At 67.6% G+C, this 16,685-nt stretch carries 17 protein-coding genes, 1 pseudogene and 1 riboswitch; of the genes and pseudogenes, 15 read left to right on the top strand and 3 right to left on the bottom strand.

Annotation, left to right across the window (positions count from 1 at the left end; all coding sequences use genetic code 11):
• Together ASE61_RS08255 and ASE61_RS08260 are read right to left on the bottom strand one after the other, a co-directional pair.
• Positions 1-426, bottom strand: coding sequence for a tripartite tricarboxylate transporter TctB family protein (locus ASE61_RS08255; RefSeq protein WP_061966422.1), 426 nt, complete (start codon positions 424-426; stop codon positions 1-3).
• 46 nt (positions 427-472) lie between these two features.
• Positions 473-1,444 carry a Bug family tripartite tricarboxylate transporter substrate binding protein gene (locus ASE61_RS08260; protein WP_061966423.1) on the bottom strand — a complete coding sequence of 324 codons (972 nt, stop codon included), beginning with the start codon at positions 1,442-1,444 and terminating at the stop codon, positions 473-475.
• A 209-nt stretch (positions 1,445-1,653) separates the two neighbouring features.
• On the opposite strand from ASE61_RS08260, the gene ASE61_RS08265 reads away from it, so the two are divergent.
• The 5 genes from ASE61_RS08265 to ASE61_RS08285 all read left to right on the top strand — a co-directional run bounded on the left by ASE61_RS08265 (position 1,654) and on the right by ASE61_RS08285 (position 7,358).
• Positions 1,654-3,105 carry a bifunctional 2-methylcitrate dehydratase/aconitate hydratase gene (locus tag ASE61_RS08265; RefSeq protein ID WP_061966424.1) on the top strand — a complete coding sequence of 484 codons (1,452 nt, stop codon included), beginning with the start codon at positions 1,654-1,656 and terminating at the stop codon, positions 3,103-3,105.
• A 6-nt stretch (positions 3,106-3,111) separates the two neighbouring features.
• Entirely contained in the window at positions 3,112-4,044 is a 933-nt protein-coding gene (gene prpB / locus ASE61_RS08270; protein WP_061966425.1) for a methylisocitrate lyase, read from the top strand.
• A gap of 104 nt (positions 4,045-4,148) precedes the next feature.
• Positions 4,149-5,099: a Bug family tripartite tricarboxylate transporter substrate binding protein gene (locus ASE61_RS08275; RefSeq protein WP_061966426.1), complete on the top strand. Its 951-nt coding sequence runs from the start codon at positions 4,149-4,151 to the stop codon at positions 5,097-5,099.
• Between the two features lie 240 nt (positions 5,100-5,339).
• Entirely contained in the window at positions 5,340-5,825 is a 486-nt protein-coding gene (locus tag ASE61_RS08280) for a tripartite tricarboxylate transporter TctB family protein (protein ID WP_082617313.1), read from the top strand.
• 3 nt (positions 5,826-5,828) lie between these two features.
• Positions 5,829-7,358, top strand: a complete 1,530-nt coding sequence (locus ASE61_RS08285; RefSeq protein ID WP_061966428.1) for a tripartite tricarboxylate transporter permease — start codon at positions 5,829-5,831, stop codon at positions 7,356-7,358.
• Here the strand turns inward: ASE61_RS08285 and ASE61_RS08290 are convergent.
• The gene (locus ASE61_RS08290) at positions 7,355-8,071 is read right to left on the bottom strand and encodes a GntR family transcriptional regulator (RefSeq protein WP_061966429.1); all 717 of its coding nucleotides are present in this window, start codon (positions 8,069-8,071) and stop codon (positions 7,355-7,357) included. The genes ASE61_RS08285 and ASE61_RS08290 overlap by 4 nt on opposite strands.
• 263 nt (positions 8,072-8,334) lie before the next feature.
• Here ASE61_RS08290 and ASE61_RS08295 point away from each other — a divergent pair, with 263 nt between their 5' ends.
• From ASE61_RS08295 to ASE61_RS08335, 10 genes and pseudogenes are all read left to right on the top strand, one after another.
• Positions 8,335-9,072 (top strand): 5-formyltetrahydrofolate cyclo-ligase, encoded by a 738-nt coding sequence (locus ASE61_RS08295; protein WP_082617303.1) that lies wholly within the window; start codon positions 8,335-8,337, stop codon positions 9,070-9,072.
• A riboswitch (cobalamin riboswitch) is annotated at positions 9,068-9,267 on the top strand. Its footprint overlaps the gene before it by 5 nt.
• 121 nt (positions 9,268-9,388) lie before the next feature.
• Positions 9,389-11,335 carry a TonB-dependent receptor plug domain-containing protein gene (locus ASE61_RS08300; RefSeq protein ID WP_244492760.1) on the top strand — a complete coding sequence of 649 codons (1,947 nt, stop codon included), beginning with the start codon at positions 9,389-9,391 and terminating at the stop codon, positions 11,333-11,335.
• On the top strand, positions 11,332-12,189 hold the full coding sequence (locus ASE61_RS08305) for an ABC transporter substrate-binding protein (RefSeq protein ID WP_082617305.1): 858 nt from the start codon (positions 11,332-11,334) through the stop codon (positions 12,187-12,189). The genes ASE61_RS08300 and ASE61_RS08305 overlap by 4 nt, the downstream gene beginning before the upstream one ends.
• The gene (locus tag ASE61_RS08310) at positions 12,186-13,199 is read left to right on the top strand and encodes a FecCD family ABC transporter permease (RefSeq protein WP_061966431.1); all 1,014 of its coding nucleotides are present in this window, start codon (positions 12,186-12,188) and stop codon (positions 13,197-13,199) included. The genes ASE61_RS08305 and ASE61_RS08310 overlap by 4 nt, the downstream gene beginning before the upstream one ends.
• Positions 13,200-13,270: 71 nt before the next feature.
• Positions 13,271-13,792, top strand: a pseudogene (locus tag ASE61_RS08315) (ATP-binding cassette domain-containing protein); the annotation flags it as partial.
• Complete coding sequence (locus ASE61_RS27475) at positions 13,768-13,986, top strand: hypothetical protein (RefSeq protein ID WP_320409860.1); 219 nt, start codon at positions 13,768-13,770, stop codon at positions 13,984-13,986. The pseudogene ASE61_RS08315 and the gene ASE61_RS27475, both read left to right, overlap by 25 nt.
• Positions 13,987-14,059: 73 nt before the next feature.
• Positions 14,060-14,698 (top strand): lysophospholipid acyltransferase family protein, encoded by a 639-nt coding sequence (locus ASE61_RS08320; RefSeq protein WP_061966432.1) that lies wholly within the window; start codon positions 14,060-14,062, stop codon positions 14,696-14,698.
• Positions 14,695-15,645 (top strand): phosphatidate cytidylyltransferase, encoded by a 951-nt coding sequence (locus tag ASE61_RS08325; protein ID WP_061966433.1) that lies wholly within the window; start codon positions 14,695-14,697, stop codon positions 15,643-15,645. Before ASE61_RS08320 ends, ASE61_RS08325 begins: the two co-directional genes overlap by 4 nt.
• Positions 15,642-16,031, top strand: coding sequence for a hypothetical protein (locus ASE61_RS08330; RefSeq protein ID WP_061966434.1), 390 nt, complete (start codon positions 15,642-15,644; stop codon positions 16,029-16,031). The genes ASE61_RS08325 and ASE61_RS08330 overlap by 4 nt, the downstream gene beginning before the upstream one ends.
• Positions 16,032-16,034: 3 nt before the next feature.
• A complete protein-coding gene (locus ASE61_RS08335; RefSeq protein WP_061966435.1) occupies positions 16,035-16,676 on the top strand; it encodes a CDP-alcohol phosphatidyltransferase family protein in 642 nt (213 codons plus the stop codon).
• Positions 16,677-16,685 lie beyond the last annotated feature (9 nt).

Below are 16,685 nucleotides of genomic sequence, written 5' to 3' on the forward strand. Positions count from 1 at the left end.
TCAGATCCCCAGCGGCCCGCGCGGCAATGGCAGGTCGAGCACCTTGTCGAGCAGCACGAAGAAGACGATCGCGGTGGCGACGGCGGATGCGGCGGCCGGCAGTGGCCGCGCGTGGAAGGCCAGCGCGGCCACGAAGCAGAGCAGAGCCGTAGCCGCGATGAAGCCGATTGGCGGCAGGAGCAGCGGGTAGATCAGGCTGGCGACGAGCACGGCGAGCGCGCGCGGCCATGTCCCGAACTCCAGCGCGACCGTTCCGGGGCGCAGCAACAGGATGGCTCCGCCCAGGATCAGGACGGCGCCGGTGATCGTCGGGAACATGCGCGGCCCGACGGGATCGGCCGCGAAGGGCACATGCAGGGTCTGCGCGTGCCAGATCGCGCCCGCGCCGAGCAACGCACAGATCAACCCGACCAGGCGATCGATCATGATCTCCTCCCGTCCTGTTCCCTTGGCTTGGCGAAAGGCTTCTGCCTTACTTGGCGAGGCCGACCTCGGCCGCCAGCGTCCGGAAATCGGCGGTCCGCTTCTTGGCGAAGGCGTCGAACTCGGCGCCGACCATGCTGAACTCGAACAGCCCCTGCTCGCCGCGCGCCTTCTGCCAGCGCGGATCGGCGTTGAGCTTGGTCAGAATGCCGGTCCAGTAGGCATAGGACGCTTCCGGTGCCTTCGGCGGCGCATAGAAGCCGCGCACGATCGGCCATTGCACGTCGTAGCCCTGCTCCTTGGCCGTCGGCACCTGCGCGAAGGCGCCGGGCAGTCGCTTCTCCGAGAAGGTCGCGAGCAGCCGAATCTCGCCGGCCTCGAGCTGGCCGCGCACCTCGGAGGCGTCGCCGGGGAAGAGGTCGATATGGCCGCCGATCAGGGCGCCGATCGCTTCGCCGCCGCCCTCATAGGCGAGATAGCGCATCTTGCGCGGATCGACGCCGGCCGCCTTCAGGACGAGCGCCGGCTTCATCCAGTCCTGGCTGCCGACGGTGCCGCCGGCACCGACCTTGACCGAAGTCGGGTCCTTTTTCAGGGCCTCGACCACGTCGGCCAGCGTCTTGAAGCGGCTATCCTTGCGCACGGCGAGCACGCCATAGTCGGCGCCGATTGCGCCGAGCCAGCGCACATCGGATTCGCTGAAGCGGCCGAACTTGCCCTGGGCGAGGTTGACCCATGAGCCGGTCGAGACCGCGACGATGACATTGGGATCGGCGGCGCGCTGCGCCTGGATGTTGTTGTAGGCGACGGCGCCGATGCCGCCCGGCATGTTGGTGGTGCGGATCGACGGGCCGACCAGCCCGGTCTCGTTGAGCACGCGGCTGGTCAAACGGCAGGTCAGGTCGAAGCCGCCGCCGGGCGCGGCAGGGGCGATGCATTCCGGGTTCTGCGGCTGGAAGTCCTGCGCGTGGACGGTTGCCGAGAGCAGCAGCGCGCAGCAGGTGGCGATCGTTGTTCTCATGGCGTTCCTCCCAAATTCTTGTCGTTTCCGCCTGCGGTGGCGGGTTGGCGTCGCTATCCGGGCTCTTGCCAGCCCTGTTCGATTGTCGACAATTTTTAGATTAGCGAACCGGAACCGCTTGTCAAACGGGCGGGTCGATGTAATTTGTGTCGACAATAGACGCTGGCCAGAACGAAAAGGCGGGCGATCGATGCGAGGAACGGCCGAAAATGGCGACATTCAACAACAATGAGCGTCCGGCTCCGGACGGCGTGCTGGTCGATATCGCCGACTACGTGCTGAACTATCGCGTCGACAGCAGCCTCGCCTACGAGACCGCCCGCAACTGCCTGATCGACACGATGGGCTGTGGCATGGAGGCGCTCGAATATCCCGCCTGCACCAAGCTGCTCGGCCCCGTCGTGCCGGGCACGGTCGTGCCGAACGGCGCCCGCGTGCCCGGCACGCCCTACCAGCTCGATCCGATCCAGGCGGCCTTCAATTTCGGCACGATGATCCGCTGGCTCGACTTCAACGATTGCTGGCTCGCCGCCGAATGGGGCCATCCGTCCGACAATCTCGGCGGCATCCTCGCGGTCGCCGACTGGCTCTCGCGCAGCGCGGTCGCGGCCGGCAAGGCGCCGTTGACGATGCGCGACGTGCTCACCGCGATGATCAAGGCGCACGAGATCCAGGGCTGCCTGGCGCTGGAGAACGCCTTCAACAAGGTCGGCATCGACCATGTCATCCTGGTCAAGGTCGCCTCGACCGCGGTGGTCGCCGGCATGCTCGGGCTTAGCCGCGACGAGATCGTCAACGCGCTCTCGCTCGCTTTCGTCGACGGCCAGGCGCTGCGCACCTATCGCCACGCTCCCAATGCCGGCTCGCGCAAGAGCTGGGCGGCGGGCGATGCCACCAGCCGCGCCGTCAGGCTCGCCCTGATCGCCCGCACCGGCGAGATGGGCTATCCCTCGGTTCTCACCGCCAAGACCTGGGGCTTCTACGATGCCTCGTTCCGCGGCCAGAGCTTCAAGTTCCAGCGCCCTTACGGCTCCTATGTGATGGAGCACGTGCTGTTCAAGATTTCCTACCCGGCCGAGTTCCACTCGCAGACCGCGGTCGAGGCCGCGATGACGCTGCACGATCAGCTCAAGGCGATGGGTCGCAGCAGCGACGACATCGCCTCGATCAAAATCCGCACGCACGAAGCCTGCATCCGCATCATCGACAAGCGTGGGCCCCTGCATAACCCGGCCGATCGCGACCACACCATCCAGTACATGGTCGCCGTGCCCTTCATCTTCGGGCGCCTCACCGCCGCCGATTACGAGGACGATATCGCCGCCGATCCGCGCATCGATGCGCTGCGCGACAAGATCGAATGCGTCGAGGACCCCGCCTTCACCAGGGACTATCACGACCCCGAGAAGCGCTCGATCGCCAACGGCATGACGGTGACGCTGAAGGACGGCACGGTATTGCCCGAGCTCGTGGTCGAATACCCGATCGGCCACAAGCGCCGCCGCGCCGACGGCATCCCGCTGCTGGAAGCCAAGTTCCGCACCAATCTCGCTCGTCGTTTCGTCGAGAAGCGCCAGCGCCAGATCCTCGACGTCTCCCTGGATCAGGCCAGGCTCGAAGCGATCTCGGTCAACGATTACGTCGATCTCTACTGCAGCTGAGTGCCCATGCCCTATCTCGTCGCCTCCGATCTTCCGTCCGAGCCGGCCGGCCAGCGCTTCCGGGCACTGGTCGAGCGCGGCGGCATCGCGCGCCTCCCCGGCGCCCATAACGGCATGGCCGCGATTCAGGCCAGGAACGCCGGCTTCGAGGGCTTGTATCTGTCGGGTGCGGCGATGACTGCCTCGATGGGCATCCCCGATCTCGGCATGATCACCGTCGACGAGGTCGCCTTCTTCATCCGCCAGATCGCGCGGGCCTCCGGCCTGCCGCTGCTGGTCGATGGCGATACCGGCTATGGCGAGGCGCTCAACGTGATGCACATGGTGCGTGTCTTCGAGGATGCGGGCGCCGGCGCGGTCCATATCGAGGACCAGCTCCTGCCGAAGAAATGCGGCCATCTCAACGACAAGAAGCTCGCCGACGCCCATGACATGGCGGCAAAGGTCGCTGCCGCCGCCAAGGCGCGCCGGCATCTCTACGTGATCGCCCGCACCGATGCCGCCGCGAGCGAGGGCATCGACGGCGCGGTCGCCCGTGCGAAGCTCTATCTCGAGGCCGGTGCGGACGCGATCTTCCCGGAGGCGCTGACAACGGCCGAGATGTTCCGCGAGTTCGCCAGCCGCGTGCCCGGTGTGCCGCTACTCGCCAACATGACCGAGTTCGGCCGCACGCCCTTCTTCACCGCTTCGGAGTTCGAGGCGATGGGCTATCGCATGGTGATCTGGCCGGTTTCCTCGCTGCGCGTCGCCAACAAGGCGCAGGAGAAACTCTACGCCGCGCTTGCCCGCGACGGCAGCACTCATGCCATGGTCGAGCAGATGCAGACGCGGGTCGAGCTCTACAAGACGATCGGCCTCGCCGATTACGAAGCGCTCGACGCCTCGATCGTCGCGACCATCGCGCCGGAAGGCATGCCGCAGCGCGAGCGCAGCGCATGAGGATACCAGGGCGCCGGAATGATCCGGCATCCGAACCGCGGATGACGCGGCAAGAGAACGACCAGCCGAAAACGGCGGCGTAACGACCACGGGAGGAAATGGAAATGCTGAAGCGTTTGACGATGGCCGGCGTTCTGGCTTTGGGGCTCGGCGCTGGTACGGCCCTGGCCGAACCGGCGAAAGTGATGATCCCCGCCAATCCGGGCGGCGGCTGGGACGGGGCCGGGCGCCACACCATGGCGGCCTTTGCCCAGTCCAAGGTTTTCACGGACGGGGCGTCCTTCACCAACAAGGGCGGTGCTGCCGGCACGATCGGCCTCGCCGAATTCGTCCGCACCGCCAAGGGCGATGACAACGCCCTGCTGGTCACCGGCGTCATCATGGTCGGCGGTGTCATCACCAACCAGACGCCGGTCTCGCTCAAGGACACGACGCCGCTCTTGCGCTTGACCAACGAGTACAACGCCATCGCCGTGCCCGCGAACTCGCCGATCAAGACGCCGGCGGACTTCATCGCCGCGCTCAAGGCCGATCCCGGCGCGCTCTCCGTCGGCGGCGGCTCGGCCGGCGGTGCCGATCACGTCATGCTGGCGCTGCTGGCCAAGCATGCCGGTGCGCCGGTCGGGAAGATCAACTTCGTCGCCTTCTCCGGGGGCGAGATCCTGGCTGCGCTCGGCGGCGGCAAGATCAAGGCGGCGATCTCCGGTGCCTCGGAATTCCGCGCCTTCGCCGAATCCGGTCGTATCCGCATCATCGCGACCTCCGGCCCGACGCGGGTCGAAGGCCTCAACGCCCCGACACTGAAGGAAGCCGGTATCCCGGTTGAGGTCGGCAACTGGCGCGGCTTCGTCGGCGCGCCAGGCATGAGCGACGCCGCCAAGAAGACCTGGCTCGACCGTTTCGCCAAGCTCCATGCCACCAAGGAGTGGAAGGAGACGCTCAAGACCCAGGGCTGGGAGGACGCCTATCTGCCGGGTGACGCCTTCGACGCCTTCCTCAAGAGCGAGGACGCCAACTGGACGAGCGCGCTCAAGGAAGTCGGCATCCTGAAATAGCCTTCGACGAAGCCAGGCGGCGTGCATGAGCGCGCCGCCTGGCTTCGATCGCTCGGAGCCCGTTTGGAAACACAGCCCTCATCCTGAGGAGCCGCGATAGCGGCGTCTCGAAGGATGTTCCAGCGGGCTTCCGAACCTCCTGAAGCATCCTTCGAGACGCCATTCCCAAAGGAATGGCTCCTCAGGATGAGGGCTCAGGGAGTTGCTGAACAGATGCGAAGGGCAAGGCAGATGTCGTCGATGAAGAACGGTTCGGCTGCGGCTGGCGGCGGGCGGCCCTGGTGGCTGGGGCTCGCCATCCTCGTGATGGGCGCGGTTTGGCTCAACGGTGCGCGCAGCATCGCCTCGACGACCAACTATGTCGGCCTCGGGCCGTCCGCGATCGTGCTCGCGGTCGGGCTCGGCCTCGTCCTGCTCGGCTTCCTGCTGATCGTGCAGGCGCTGAAAGGACAGTTGGCGCCGCCCAGTGAGGACGAGGAGGAGGCGCCGTTCTCGCGCCCCGCCTTCCTGATGGCGCTGGCCGGCGTCGGCGTGCCGCTGCTGACGATCCGCTGGTTCGGCTTTCCGTTCAGCGCGATGCTGGCCTTCACGCTCGTGACCCATGCCTTCGGCTCGCGCCGCACCTTGCTCGATCTCGGCATCGGCGCGCTGATCGCCAGTCTCGCCTGGCTCGGCTTCTCCCGCCTCGGCATCAGCCTTGGCCCGTTCTTTCCGCTCTTGGGCTGAGCCATGGATATCCTGAACCAGTTGCTCGGCGGGTTCGCGGTTGCCTTGCAGCCGATGAACCTGTTCTGGGCTTTCGTCGGCTGCGGGCTCGGCACGGCGGTCGGTGTCCTGCCGGGCATCGGCCCGGCACTGACGATCGCGCTGCTCCTGCCGGTCACCGCGCAGGTCAATCCGGCCTCCGCCTTCATCATGTTCGCCGGCATTCTCTACGGCGCGCTCTATGGCGGCTCGACCACCTCGATCCTGCTGAACACGCCGGGCGAGAGCGGCTCGGTGATGACGGCGCTCGAAGGCAACCGCATGGCAAGGCGCGGCCGTGGCGCGGCGGCGCTGGCGACGGCGGCGATCGGCTCCTTCGTCGCCGGCACGATCGGCACGCTGGCGCTGACCTTCCTCGCGCCGGCCATCGCCGAGCTCGCCTTCGTCTTCGGGCCGGAGGATTACTTCGCCCTGATGATACTGTCCTTCACCTCGGTCGCCGTGGTGATGGGGCGTTCGATGGTGCGGGGTTTCGCTGCGCTGTTCTTCGGGCTCGCGCTCGGGACGATCGGCATCGACACCCAGACCGGCCAGACCCGTATGGTCTTCGGCACGCTCGAGCTGCTCGACGGCATCCCCTTCACCGTCGTGCTGGTCTCGCTCTTCGCGATCGGCGAGACGCTCTATGTCGCGAGCCGCAGCGGCGCTGCGCCGGCCGCGATCAACCCGCTCTCCGGCGGCAGCTGGATGACGAAGCAGGACTGGAAGCGCTCCTGGAAGCCCTGGCTGCGCGGCAGCGTCATCGGCTTTCCGATCGGTGCGCTGCCGGCGGGCGGCACGGAAATCCCGACCTTCCTCTCCTATGCGCTGGAGCGCCGCCTGACCCCGCATCCGGAGGAGTTCGGTCAGGGCGCGATCGAAGGCGTCGCCGGGCCGGAGGCCGCCAATAATGCGGCCGCGGCCGGCATCCTCGTGCCGCTCCTGACGCTCGGCCTACCCTCCACCGCGACGGCTGCCGTGCTGCTCGCTGCCTTCCAGAATTACGGGCTTCAGCCCGGCCCGCTGCTGTTCGCCACCAACCCGGACCTGCTCTGGGGCCTGATCGCCTCGCTCTATATCGGCAACGTCATCCTGCTGATCCTGAACCTGCCGCTGGTCGGCATCTGGGTCCGGCTGCTGCTGATCCCCCGGCAATACATCTATGGCGGCATCGTCGTCTTCGCGATGGTCGGCGTCTGGGGCCTGTCGACCTCCTGGATGGACCTGGCGTTGATGTGCGGCCTCGGCCTCGTCGGCTATGTCGCGCGCGTGCATGATTTCCCGATCGCGCCGGCCCTGATCGGGCTGATCCTCGGCCCACAGGCGGAAATCCAGCTCCGGCGTGCGCTCGCCGTCAGCCAGAACGACTGGAGCGTGCTGGTCGGCACGCCGATCGCGGCGACATTGCTTGCGGTCGCAGCGCTGGTGCTGATCCTACCGCCCGTGCTCGCGCGCCTGCGCCGACGCGCCAGTGCAGAAGAAGAGCCGGCGACCTCTGCGGGCGGAGCAGGTTAGCGCCTCGCTCCGGTCCGGCGCTTGCCCGGTTTGGTGCCGACATTCGCGGCCAGCGCGGCTTGCAGCGCCATGCGGGCGGCACGGATATGGCGCCGCATCAGGATTTCCGCGAGTTCGCCGTCGCGATGACTGATCGCTTCGGTGATCCGCATATGCTCGCCCCAGGCCTCGCGACCGCGTCCCGGCACGGTGGAGTGCAGGCGCCGGCACAGGCGCAGCCGCGGATAGAACTGCTCGCAGAGCAGTTCGGCGAGGATCGGGTTGCCGCTGCCCTTGGCGATCCGGCGGTGAAAATCCGCCTCGGGCTCGTCCTGGAGATAGGCGCCCATCGGATTGCGCTCGATATCGCCGCGATGGCCCCTCACCAGCGCGTCCAGCGCCGCGATCTCGGCCTCGCTCATGCTCTCGGCCGCGAGGCGGGCGGCCATGCCCTCTGTCGCCTCGCGCACGTCGAGCAGGGCGAGGAACTCGGCGGCGCTCGGCTCGGCGACGCGCGCGCCCTGGTTGGCGACATAGGTGACGAGCCCGCGTTCCTGCAGCCGCCGGATGGCTTCGCGGACCGGTGCGCGGCTGACTCCGAAGCGGCGGGCGATGGCCGGTTCGCTCAGTTTCTCGCCGGGCGCGATCTCCCCGGAAATGATGGCCGAGGAGAGATCGTCGTAGAGTTTTACGGTGACGCCCACGCTCGCGGGGGGCGGTGTCTCGGCCAGCATCGAGCGGGTGCCTATCTGCTTCTGATCACGGCAGCATAGAGCATTTCCGTTTCCGATGGGTACCGGAGGTGCCGGCGAATTCGGTGGTCATGCGCGGCCTTCATCGAAGGTTGCCGTATTCCATCAACCCTGAATTCGGTTGATTGCATGACCTGTCTGCGCAGAATGCTCATGCGCCGCGGCTCCGATGTCCGGACCTTCGCGCGTCGCCTCGCTCGCGCCGAGGGTGGCTGGCGCGTCGTGGCGACGGAGGCCGGAAACCGATGGGCAAGGGCGACGACGATCTGAATGACTATGCCTCGCCGGCCTGCCTGCTGCATGAGGTCGATCCGGCCTATTCCGGGCTGACGCCGCCGTCGCGAAATGTCGGGCAGAACCTGCCCGAGCCGAGCCTGATGGAATGGCGGCGGTCCGAGCGAGCGCGCATGATTGCAGCCCGCCTGGCGATGTCGGCGCGCACGCGAAACGCGCTTGCGCGTCGGATCGCCGGCCATCTCGACGCGCTGATCGGCGATCCCGCCGGCGTCCTCGTCAGCGGCTACTGGCCGTTCCGCGGCGAGCCGGATCTGCGCGACTGGTTCCGCGATCTGCGCGAGCGCCGCGGTCTGGCCGCCTTGCCGGTCGTGGTCGAGCGCGGCAAGCCCCTGCTGTTCCGGCTCTGGCGCAAGGGCGAGAAGCTGGAGCGCGGCGTCTGGAACATCCCCGTGCCGGCAGCGGGCGATCCGGTCTTTCCGCGGATCGTCATCGCGCCCCTGGTCGGCTTCGACGCGCAGGGCTACCGGCTGGGCTATGGCGGCGGCTTCTTCGACCGCACGCTCGCCGCCCTGCCGTCCTCCACGATCGCGGTCGGGATCGGCTACGAGATGGCGGAGATGCCGACGATCCGCCCGCATGGTTTCGACATCCCGATGCACCATATCGTGACGGAAAACGGCATCAGGTCCCACGGCGGAAAGCGGGATCGAGAGCCTCCGTTTGACGCCGGCCCGATCTCCCCATAAGCCTGAGCGCGACGGTTCCCTCACGGGATCAAAAGGGAACGCGGTGCGGGTGGCGAGCCACCCCATGCCGCGGCTGCCCCCGCAACTGTAAGCGGCGAGCCTTTCGCCATACGCCACTGGGGCCTCGGACCTGGGAAGGCGGCGAAAGGCAACGACCCGCGAGCCAGGAGACCTGCCGTCAGCCGTGGTCACACGCGGACACGTTCGGCCGGGGTGCGCCGATCGCTGATTCGACCGTTCGCCGTCTTTCGCACGGCAGATGGGAGATCGCGTTCGCGGTGACGTGCCACTGACGTCAACGCCCGAGGTCTCCATCGTGAACGTCTTCCTTCCGGCCGCCGGACGCGGCCGCCTGCTGCTCTCCGTGTCCTGTCTGACCATTGCCGGCGCTGCAGCCCCGGCTTTCGCCCAGAACGCTCCCGCCACGATGGCGCTCGACGAGATCGTCGTAAGCGCCACGGGAACGCCGACGCCTGCCCGCGAAGTCGCGAGCGCCGTCACCGTCATCACCGCCAGGGATATCGAACAGCAGCAGCGCCGCACCTTGCCGCAGGCGCTCGCCGCCGTGCCCGGCCTCAACATCGTGCAGACCGGCGGGCCGGGCGGCCTGACCTCGGTTTTCATGCGCGGCACCAACTCGAACCACGTCAAGGTGCTGATCGACGGCATCGAGGCCAACGACCCTTCAGCCCCGAACCGCTCTTTCGATTTCGGCTCGATGCTGACCGAGGATATCGAGCGCATCGAGGTTTTGCGCGGTCCCCAGAGCGGCCTCTATGGCGCGAATGCGCTGGGCGGCGTGATCTCCGTCACCACGAAGCGCGGCGAGGGACCACCGAAGATGACGGCGCGCGTCGAAGGCGGCTCGCACGGCAGCTTCAACCAGTCCCTCGGCTTCGGCGGCGGTGATGCGCGCTTCAACTATGCCTTCAATGCCAGCCATTTCCGCGCCGACGGAACCGAGGTGACGCCGCCGAACCTCGTGCCGCCCGGCCGCCGGATCAACCCGAACATCTTCGACAATTACAGCTATTCAGGACGCCTCGGCTTTGCGCTCACCGACACGCTGACGCTGAACTGGGTTGGCCGCTATCAGGACGGCCAGTTGCGCTATACCGGCGACACCGGCTTCCCGAGCAAGCCCTCGCCCTATCGTTCCCTGCAGAACTACGCGCAGGCCTTTACCCGTGGCGAGGTGGTCTGGGACCCGTTTGGCGGGCGATTCGTCAACACCTTCGGCGTGTCCTATTCGCGGCAGGACAGGGGGACGCGCACGGCTTCCGCGATGACGGGGCTGCTCGGCCTGCCCAATCAGAGCCTCGGCGAGCGCACCAAGCTCGACTGGCGCGGCAATCTCCAGATCATCAAGGGCCACAACCTGATCATGGGTCTGCAATATGAGCGCGAGCGTCTGGACACGACGAGCCTCATCGCCTCGAACGGCAACAAGGCCGCCTGGCTCGAATACCAGGGCAATATCGAGGATCGCTATTTCCTGGCGGCCAATATCCGCCGCGACCATGACGACAGCTATGGCGGCCATACGACGTACCGCATCGCGCCGGCCGTCATCATTCCCGGCACGGAAACCAAGCTGAAGGCGAGCTACGGCACCGGCTTCAAGGCGCCGACGCTGAGCGAGCTCTTCATCGATTACCGCCCCGGCTACAACTTCTTCGGCAATCCGAACCTGAAGCCGGAGGAAAGCCGCGGCTGGGATATCGGCTTCGAGCAGCCGCTCTTCGACAAGCGCCTGCAATTCGGCGCTACCTGGTTCCAGAACGATATCGAGAACCTGATCGTCACCAATGTCAGGCGCGATTCCTACGCCAATATTGGCAAGGCGAAGACGAAGGGCGTCGAGGCCTTCGCCGCGCTGGAAATCTCGCCCCAGTTCCGCATCCGCGCCGACTACACCTTCACCCTCGCCAAGGATGAGATCGCCCGGCAGGAACTGCTGCGCCGGCCGCGCCACAAGGCGAGCGCGACCGCGACCTGGACGCCGACCGACAGGCTCAGCCTCTCGGCGACGCTGATCCATATCGGCTCCTGGGTCGACGGCAACCGCGACTTCTCGGTCCCGCGCATGCGCGCGAAGGGGGCGACGCTGGTCAACCTCGCCGCTGAGTACAAGGCGACCGACAAGGTGACGGTGTTCGGGCGGGTCGATAACCTCTTCGACAAGCGTTGGGAGAATCCGGTCGGCTTCCTCGTGCCGGGCCTCGGCGTCTTCGGCGGTATCAAGGTGGCCATCGGCGGATGAACCGGCCTCTCGTCCTGCGTCGTCTATGCGGCGTGTGCCTCTCCATCGCGCTCTCGGGCGCGGTGGTATCGGCCGCATCTGCGGTCGAGCGCCCGGCCCGCATCGTCTCGCTCAATATGTGCACGGACGAGCTCGTCCTGCGCCTTGCCGATCCCGAGCGCATCGCCTCGGTGACATGGCTGTCGCAGGACCCGCGCAACGCCAACATGGCGGACGCCGCCCGCCTGATACCGGCCAATCACGGGCTTGCCGAGGAAGTCCTGGGTTTCCGCCCTGATCTCGTCGTCGCCGGCGCCTATACGTCGCGCGCTACGGTTTCGCTGCTCGGGCGGGTCGGCATCGCCGCGCGGGAATTCGGCGTTCCCCGCAATCTCGCGGAGATGAAGGCGCAGATCACCGAGATGGCCGATGTTCTCGGCGAGCCCGCCCGCGGGCAAGCCTTGCTCGCCGAGATCGAGCGGCGCCTCGAAGCTCTGGCCGCCCGTCGCGTCGACAGGCCGTTGCGGGCGATCGTGCTCCGTCCCAGCGGCTTCACGGTCGGCCGCGGCTCGCTCGTCGACGAGATTCTGACCCGCGCCGGCCTCGTCAACATCGCGGCCGAGCTGGGCGTCGAGAGCTATGGCCAGATCGCGCTCGAAACCGTGGCGCTGGGCGGTGCCGAAATCCTGATCCTGAACGAGACGCCGGACGGCCCGCCGTCTCTGGCGCACGAGATCCTGCACCATCCGGTGATCGACCGGCTTGGCGACCGGCTGAAGCTCGTCGCCCTGCCGTCGCGGCTCTGGACCTGCGCCGGCCCGAGCGTGCTCGACGCGATCGAATTGCTGGTGCGTGCCGTGGAGGAGAAGCCATGACGCCGGACGCTTCACCCGGCATCAGGCCGGCGCCGCTGCTGGGATTGCTTGCCCTCGCCACTCTGGCGATGACCGCGATCTCCATGGCCGTCGGCTATGCACCATTGGCGCTCGGCCCGGCGGTGACGGACCTTCTCGCGGGGCAAAAGAGCCTGCCGGCGCTCGTGCTCTATGAACTGCGTCTGCCGCGCGCCCTGCTCGGCGCCCTCGTCGGTTTCAGCCTCGGCATGGCCGGCGCGGCGATGCAGGGATTGTTGCGCAATCCGCTGGCCGAGCCGGGCGTGATCGGCATCTCCAGTGCGGCGGCCTTCGGTGCCGTCCTCGTCTTCTATAGCGGGCTCTCCGCCAGCCTTGCGCTCGCTCTGCCGCTCGGAGGGATCGCGGGCGCGCTGCTGGCAACCGTGATCCTCTTCATCCTGCTCGGCCGTGGCGCCAGCACGACCACGCTGATCCTCGCCGGCGTGGCGCTCAACAGCTTCGCTGGCGCGGCGACGGCGCTCGCGCTCAATCTCGCACCGAACCCTTATGCAGCGCTGGAGATCGTGTTCTGGCTGATGGGCTCGCTGGCCGACCGGAGCATGAACCATGTCGCCCTCGTCCTGCCCCTGATGTTGCTCGGCTGGGCCCTGATCGTCTCGACGGCGCCCGCCCTCGATGCGCTCAGCCTCGGCGAGGATACGGCCGCGAGCCTCGGCTTCGACCTTGCCTGGCTGCGCGCGCGCTTGATCGGGGGCGCGGCTCTCGCCGTCGGCAGCGCTGTCGCCGTGACGGGCGCGATCGGCTTCGTCGGCCTCGTCGTGCCGCATCTATTGCGCCCGCTGGTCGGGCACCGGCCGGGCCGATTGCTCATCGCCAGCGGTTTCGGTGGCGCCATTCTCGTGCTGGCGGCCGATATCGGCGTCCGGCTCATGCCGGTCCGACCGGAACTCAAGCTCGGCGTGGTCACCGCGTTGATCGGTGCGCCCTTCCTCTTCGCTTTGGTGCAGCGCCTGCGCCGGGAGGCCTTGTGATGGCGATCACGGCTTCCGGCATCACGGTTTCGCTCGGCGGCAAGCCGATCCTGCACGAGGTCGATGCCCAAGTCCGGCCGGGCGAGGTGCTCGGCCTGATCGGTCCCAACGGTGCCGGCAAGACGACCTTGCTGCGGGTGCTGGCCACACTGCTCACGCCGGACTGTGGCAGCGTCGATTACGACGGCGCCTCGGCGCGCGCGCTGGGGCGAGCGGCACTGGCGCGCCGCATCGCTTTTCTGGCCCAAGGCGGTGAGGCGCCGGGGGCGCTCTCCGTCGAGGCTTTGGTCGGGCTCGGCCGCTTGCCGCATCGCCGCCCCTTCGCCGACTCGGGGGATGCGGATCGACAGGCGATCGCGCGGGCATTGGCGCTTTGCGACGTCACCGGCTTTGCCGGTCGCGCTGTCGGCACGCTCTCGGGCGGGGAGCGTCGTCGCGTCCTGCTGGCGCGGCGCTCGCGGTGGAGGCGCCTTATCTCCTCGCGGACGAGCCTCTGGCAGGGCTCGACCCTCAGCACCAGCTCGACACCTTGCAACTGCTGCGCCGGATCAGCCGTGAGGGCACCGGAGTGGTCGTCGTGCTGCACGATCTGACGCTCGCGGGCCGCTTCTGCGACCGGCTCCTGCTGCTCGATCACGGTCGCCGGGTCGCCGACGGAGCGCCGGCGGACGTCCTCGACGATGATCGGCTCGCACAGGTCTTCGGCATTCACGCCTTGCGCAGCTCCCAGGCCGGCGAGTCCTTCCTGCTGCCCTGGCGGACGCTCAACAATGAAAATGCGCCCTGAAGGGTGCCGATATCGACAGGACTCCAAACAGGCGCTACCTCCACTGCACGGCTAACGGGGGCGGGACCGGGGAATGCGTGGGGCAGGGGCAGGACTGGCTGGCGCGCTCATTCTCTTCTTCGCCCGCTTCATCACGGCCGTGCGCGGCCGTTGGGCGGGCGTCGAACCCACCGACGAGCAGCGGATCTACTTCGCCAACCATGCCAGCCATGGCGATTTCGTCCTGATCTGGACCGTGCTGCCGCGGCGCATGCGCTTCACGACCCGGCCGGTCGCCGGGAGCGACTACTGGCTGAAAGGCAGGTTGCGACGCTTCATCGGGTGCGACGTCTTCAATGCCGTGCTGATCGATCGCGATCGCGGCAGCCGCACGAGCGACCCGGTCGCGCAGATGACCGAGGCGCTCGACGCCGGCTCCTCGCTGATCGTCTTCCCGGAAGGCACGCGCAACACCACCGATGCCCGCCTGCTGCCGTTCAAGAGCGGCCTGTTCCATCTGGCGCGGGCGCGGCCGGGCGTGGCGCTCGTGCCGGCCTGGATCGACAATCTCAACCGCGTCATGCCCAAGGGCGAATTCGTGCCGATCCCGCTGATCTGCACCGTCACCTTCGGCGCGCCGCTGCGCCTCGCTGAGGGCGAGACCAAGCAGGATTTCCTGGCGCGGGCCGAAGCCGCTTTGCTCGCCCTGTCCCCGAAGGCGAACGCGCCATGACGATGCCGCATTCCGATCTCGTGGCCGTGCTCGCCGGCATCCTCGGCGTCCTCGTCCTCGCCTCGACCATCGGCTTCGTGCTGCAGCGCAAGCTCTCGCCAGACGGTTCCAATGCCGTCGTCGAGAACCTGAACGACCGCATCCGGGCCTGGTGGATCATGGTCGTGCTGATGGGGCTCGCCCTCATCGGCGGCAAGACCGGCGTGACCCTGCTCTTCGGCTTCTGTTCCTTCGCGGCCTTGCGCGAATTCATCACATTGACTGATACGCGCCGGGCCGACCACTGGGCGCTGGCCGCGGCTTTCTTCGTCGTGCTGCCGGTGCAGTACTACCTGATCTGGATCGAGTGGTACGGGCTCTACTCGATCTTCATCCCCGTCTACGCCTTCCTGCTGATGCCGATCATCGCCGCGGCGCGCGGCGACACCGACCATTTCCTCGTGCGCATCGCCGAGGTGCAATGGGCGCTGATGATCTGCGTCTTCGCCACCTCGCATGTGCCGGCGCTGCTCAGCCTCGATATCGCTGGATATGAGGGGCGCAATGTCCTTCTGATCGCCTTCCTCGTCATCGTCGTGCAGATCAGCGACGTCCTGCAATATGTCTGGGGCAAGCTCATCGGCCGCACCAAGATCGCGCCGAAGCTCTCGCCCTCGAAGACGGTCGAAGGCTTCGTCGGTGGGGCGCTCAGCGCGACCGCGGTCGGCGCCGGCCTGTCCTGGATGACGCCGTTCACAGCCCTGCAGGCCGCCTTCCTCTCGCTGGTCATCGTCCTGCTGGGCTTCTTCGGCGGACTCGTCATGTCGGCGATCAAGCGCGACCGCGGCGTCAAGGACTGGGGCCATCTGATCGCCGGCCATGGCGGCTTCATCGACCGGCTCGACTCGGTCGTCTTCTCGGCGCCGATCTTCTTCCATCTCGTCCGCTACGGCTGGTCCGCCGTATGAGTGCGCCGCTCGCGCGCCTGATGCGGAGCAGCATCGTCCATGTCGGCTTCGCCTTCCTCGCCATGGGCGGCTGGGCCGCCTTCGCCAACCGCGCCCATCCGATGCCGGCGCCGCTTTATGCCGGCCTGCTGCAGGGCGCGATCTCGGCCACGATCACGCTGGTCCTGAAACGCGCGATCGAATATCTCGCCAGCCGCTTCGCTGGCCTCACCGCCTTGCTGGCGCCGCCGGTGATCGCCGGCCTCGTCTCCGCGAGCCTGCTGACGATCCTCCACACGCTGGGCGGCACGCCTGAGATCGCGAAGACGATCGCCGTGCCGCTGACCGTCGCGACGAGCTATGCGGCGCTCTACAATTATTCGCTCTGGCGCATCCGGAAGGCCTGAACCATGGCGCAGGACGAGAACCGCCGCCCGCTCGCCAGCCGCGATTCCGGCTGGGCCCGCACGATCGCCCGTCGCTTGAGCACGGCTTCGGTGACGCCGAACCAGATCTCGATGGCGAGCATGGTCATGGCGGCCGGCGCAGGCATCGCCTTCTGGCAGGCGGGCGCAGCTAGCGGCGGTTCCCGCGTCGCTCTGTTGCTGGCAGCCGCGCTGTTCTGCCAGTTCCGATTGCTCTGCAACCTCTTCGACGGGATGGTGGCGATCGAGGGCGGCAAGCAGGAGCCTGACGGGCCATTCTGGAACGAGTTCCCGGATCGCGTCGCCGATATCCTGATCTTCGTCGGCGTCGGTTACGGCGCAGGCGTTCCGACGCTGGGCTGGGCGGCGGCAGCCTTTGCAGTGCTGACCGCCTATACCCGCGAGCTCGGCCGCAATTGCGGCCTGCCGGCCGATTTCTCTGGGCCGATGGCCAAGCAGCATCGCATGGCGGTGATCACGGCGGCGGCCGTGCTGTCGCTGGCCGAGCCGCTCTGGAGCGGCCACAACCAGATCCTCGGCGGAGCGCTCTGGCTGATCGCGATCGGTGCTGCCATCACCGCGATCCGGCGCGCCGCGAACATCGTCCGCAAATTGCGCGCCGGCTGACGTATCCCG

This window comes from Allobosea sp. Root670 (assembly GCF_001429415.1).
Taxonomy (GTDB): Bacteria; Pseudomonadota; Alphaproteobacteria; order Rhizobiales; family Beijerinckiaceae; genus Allobosea; species Allobosea robiniae.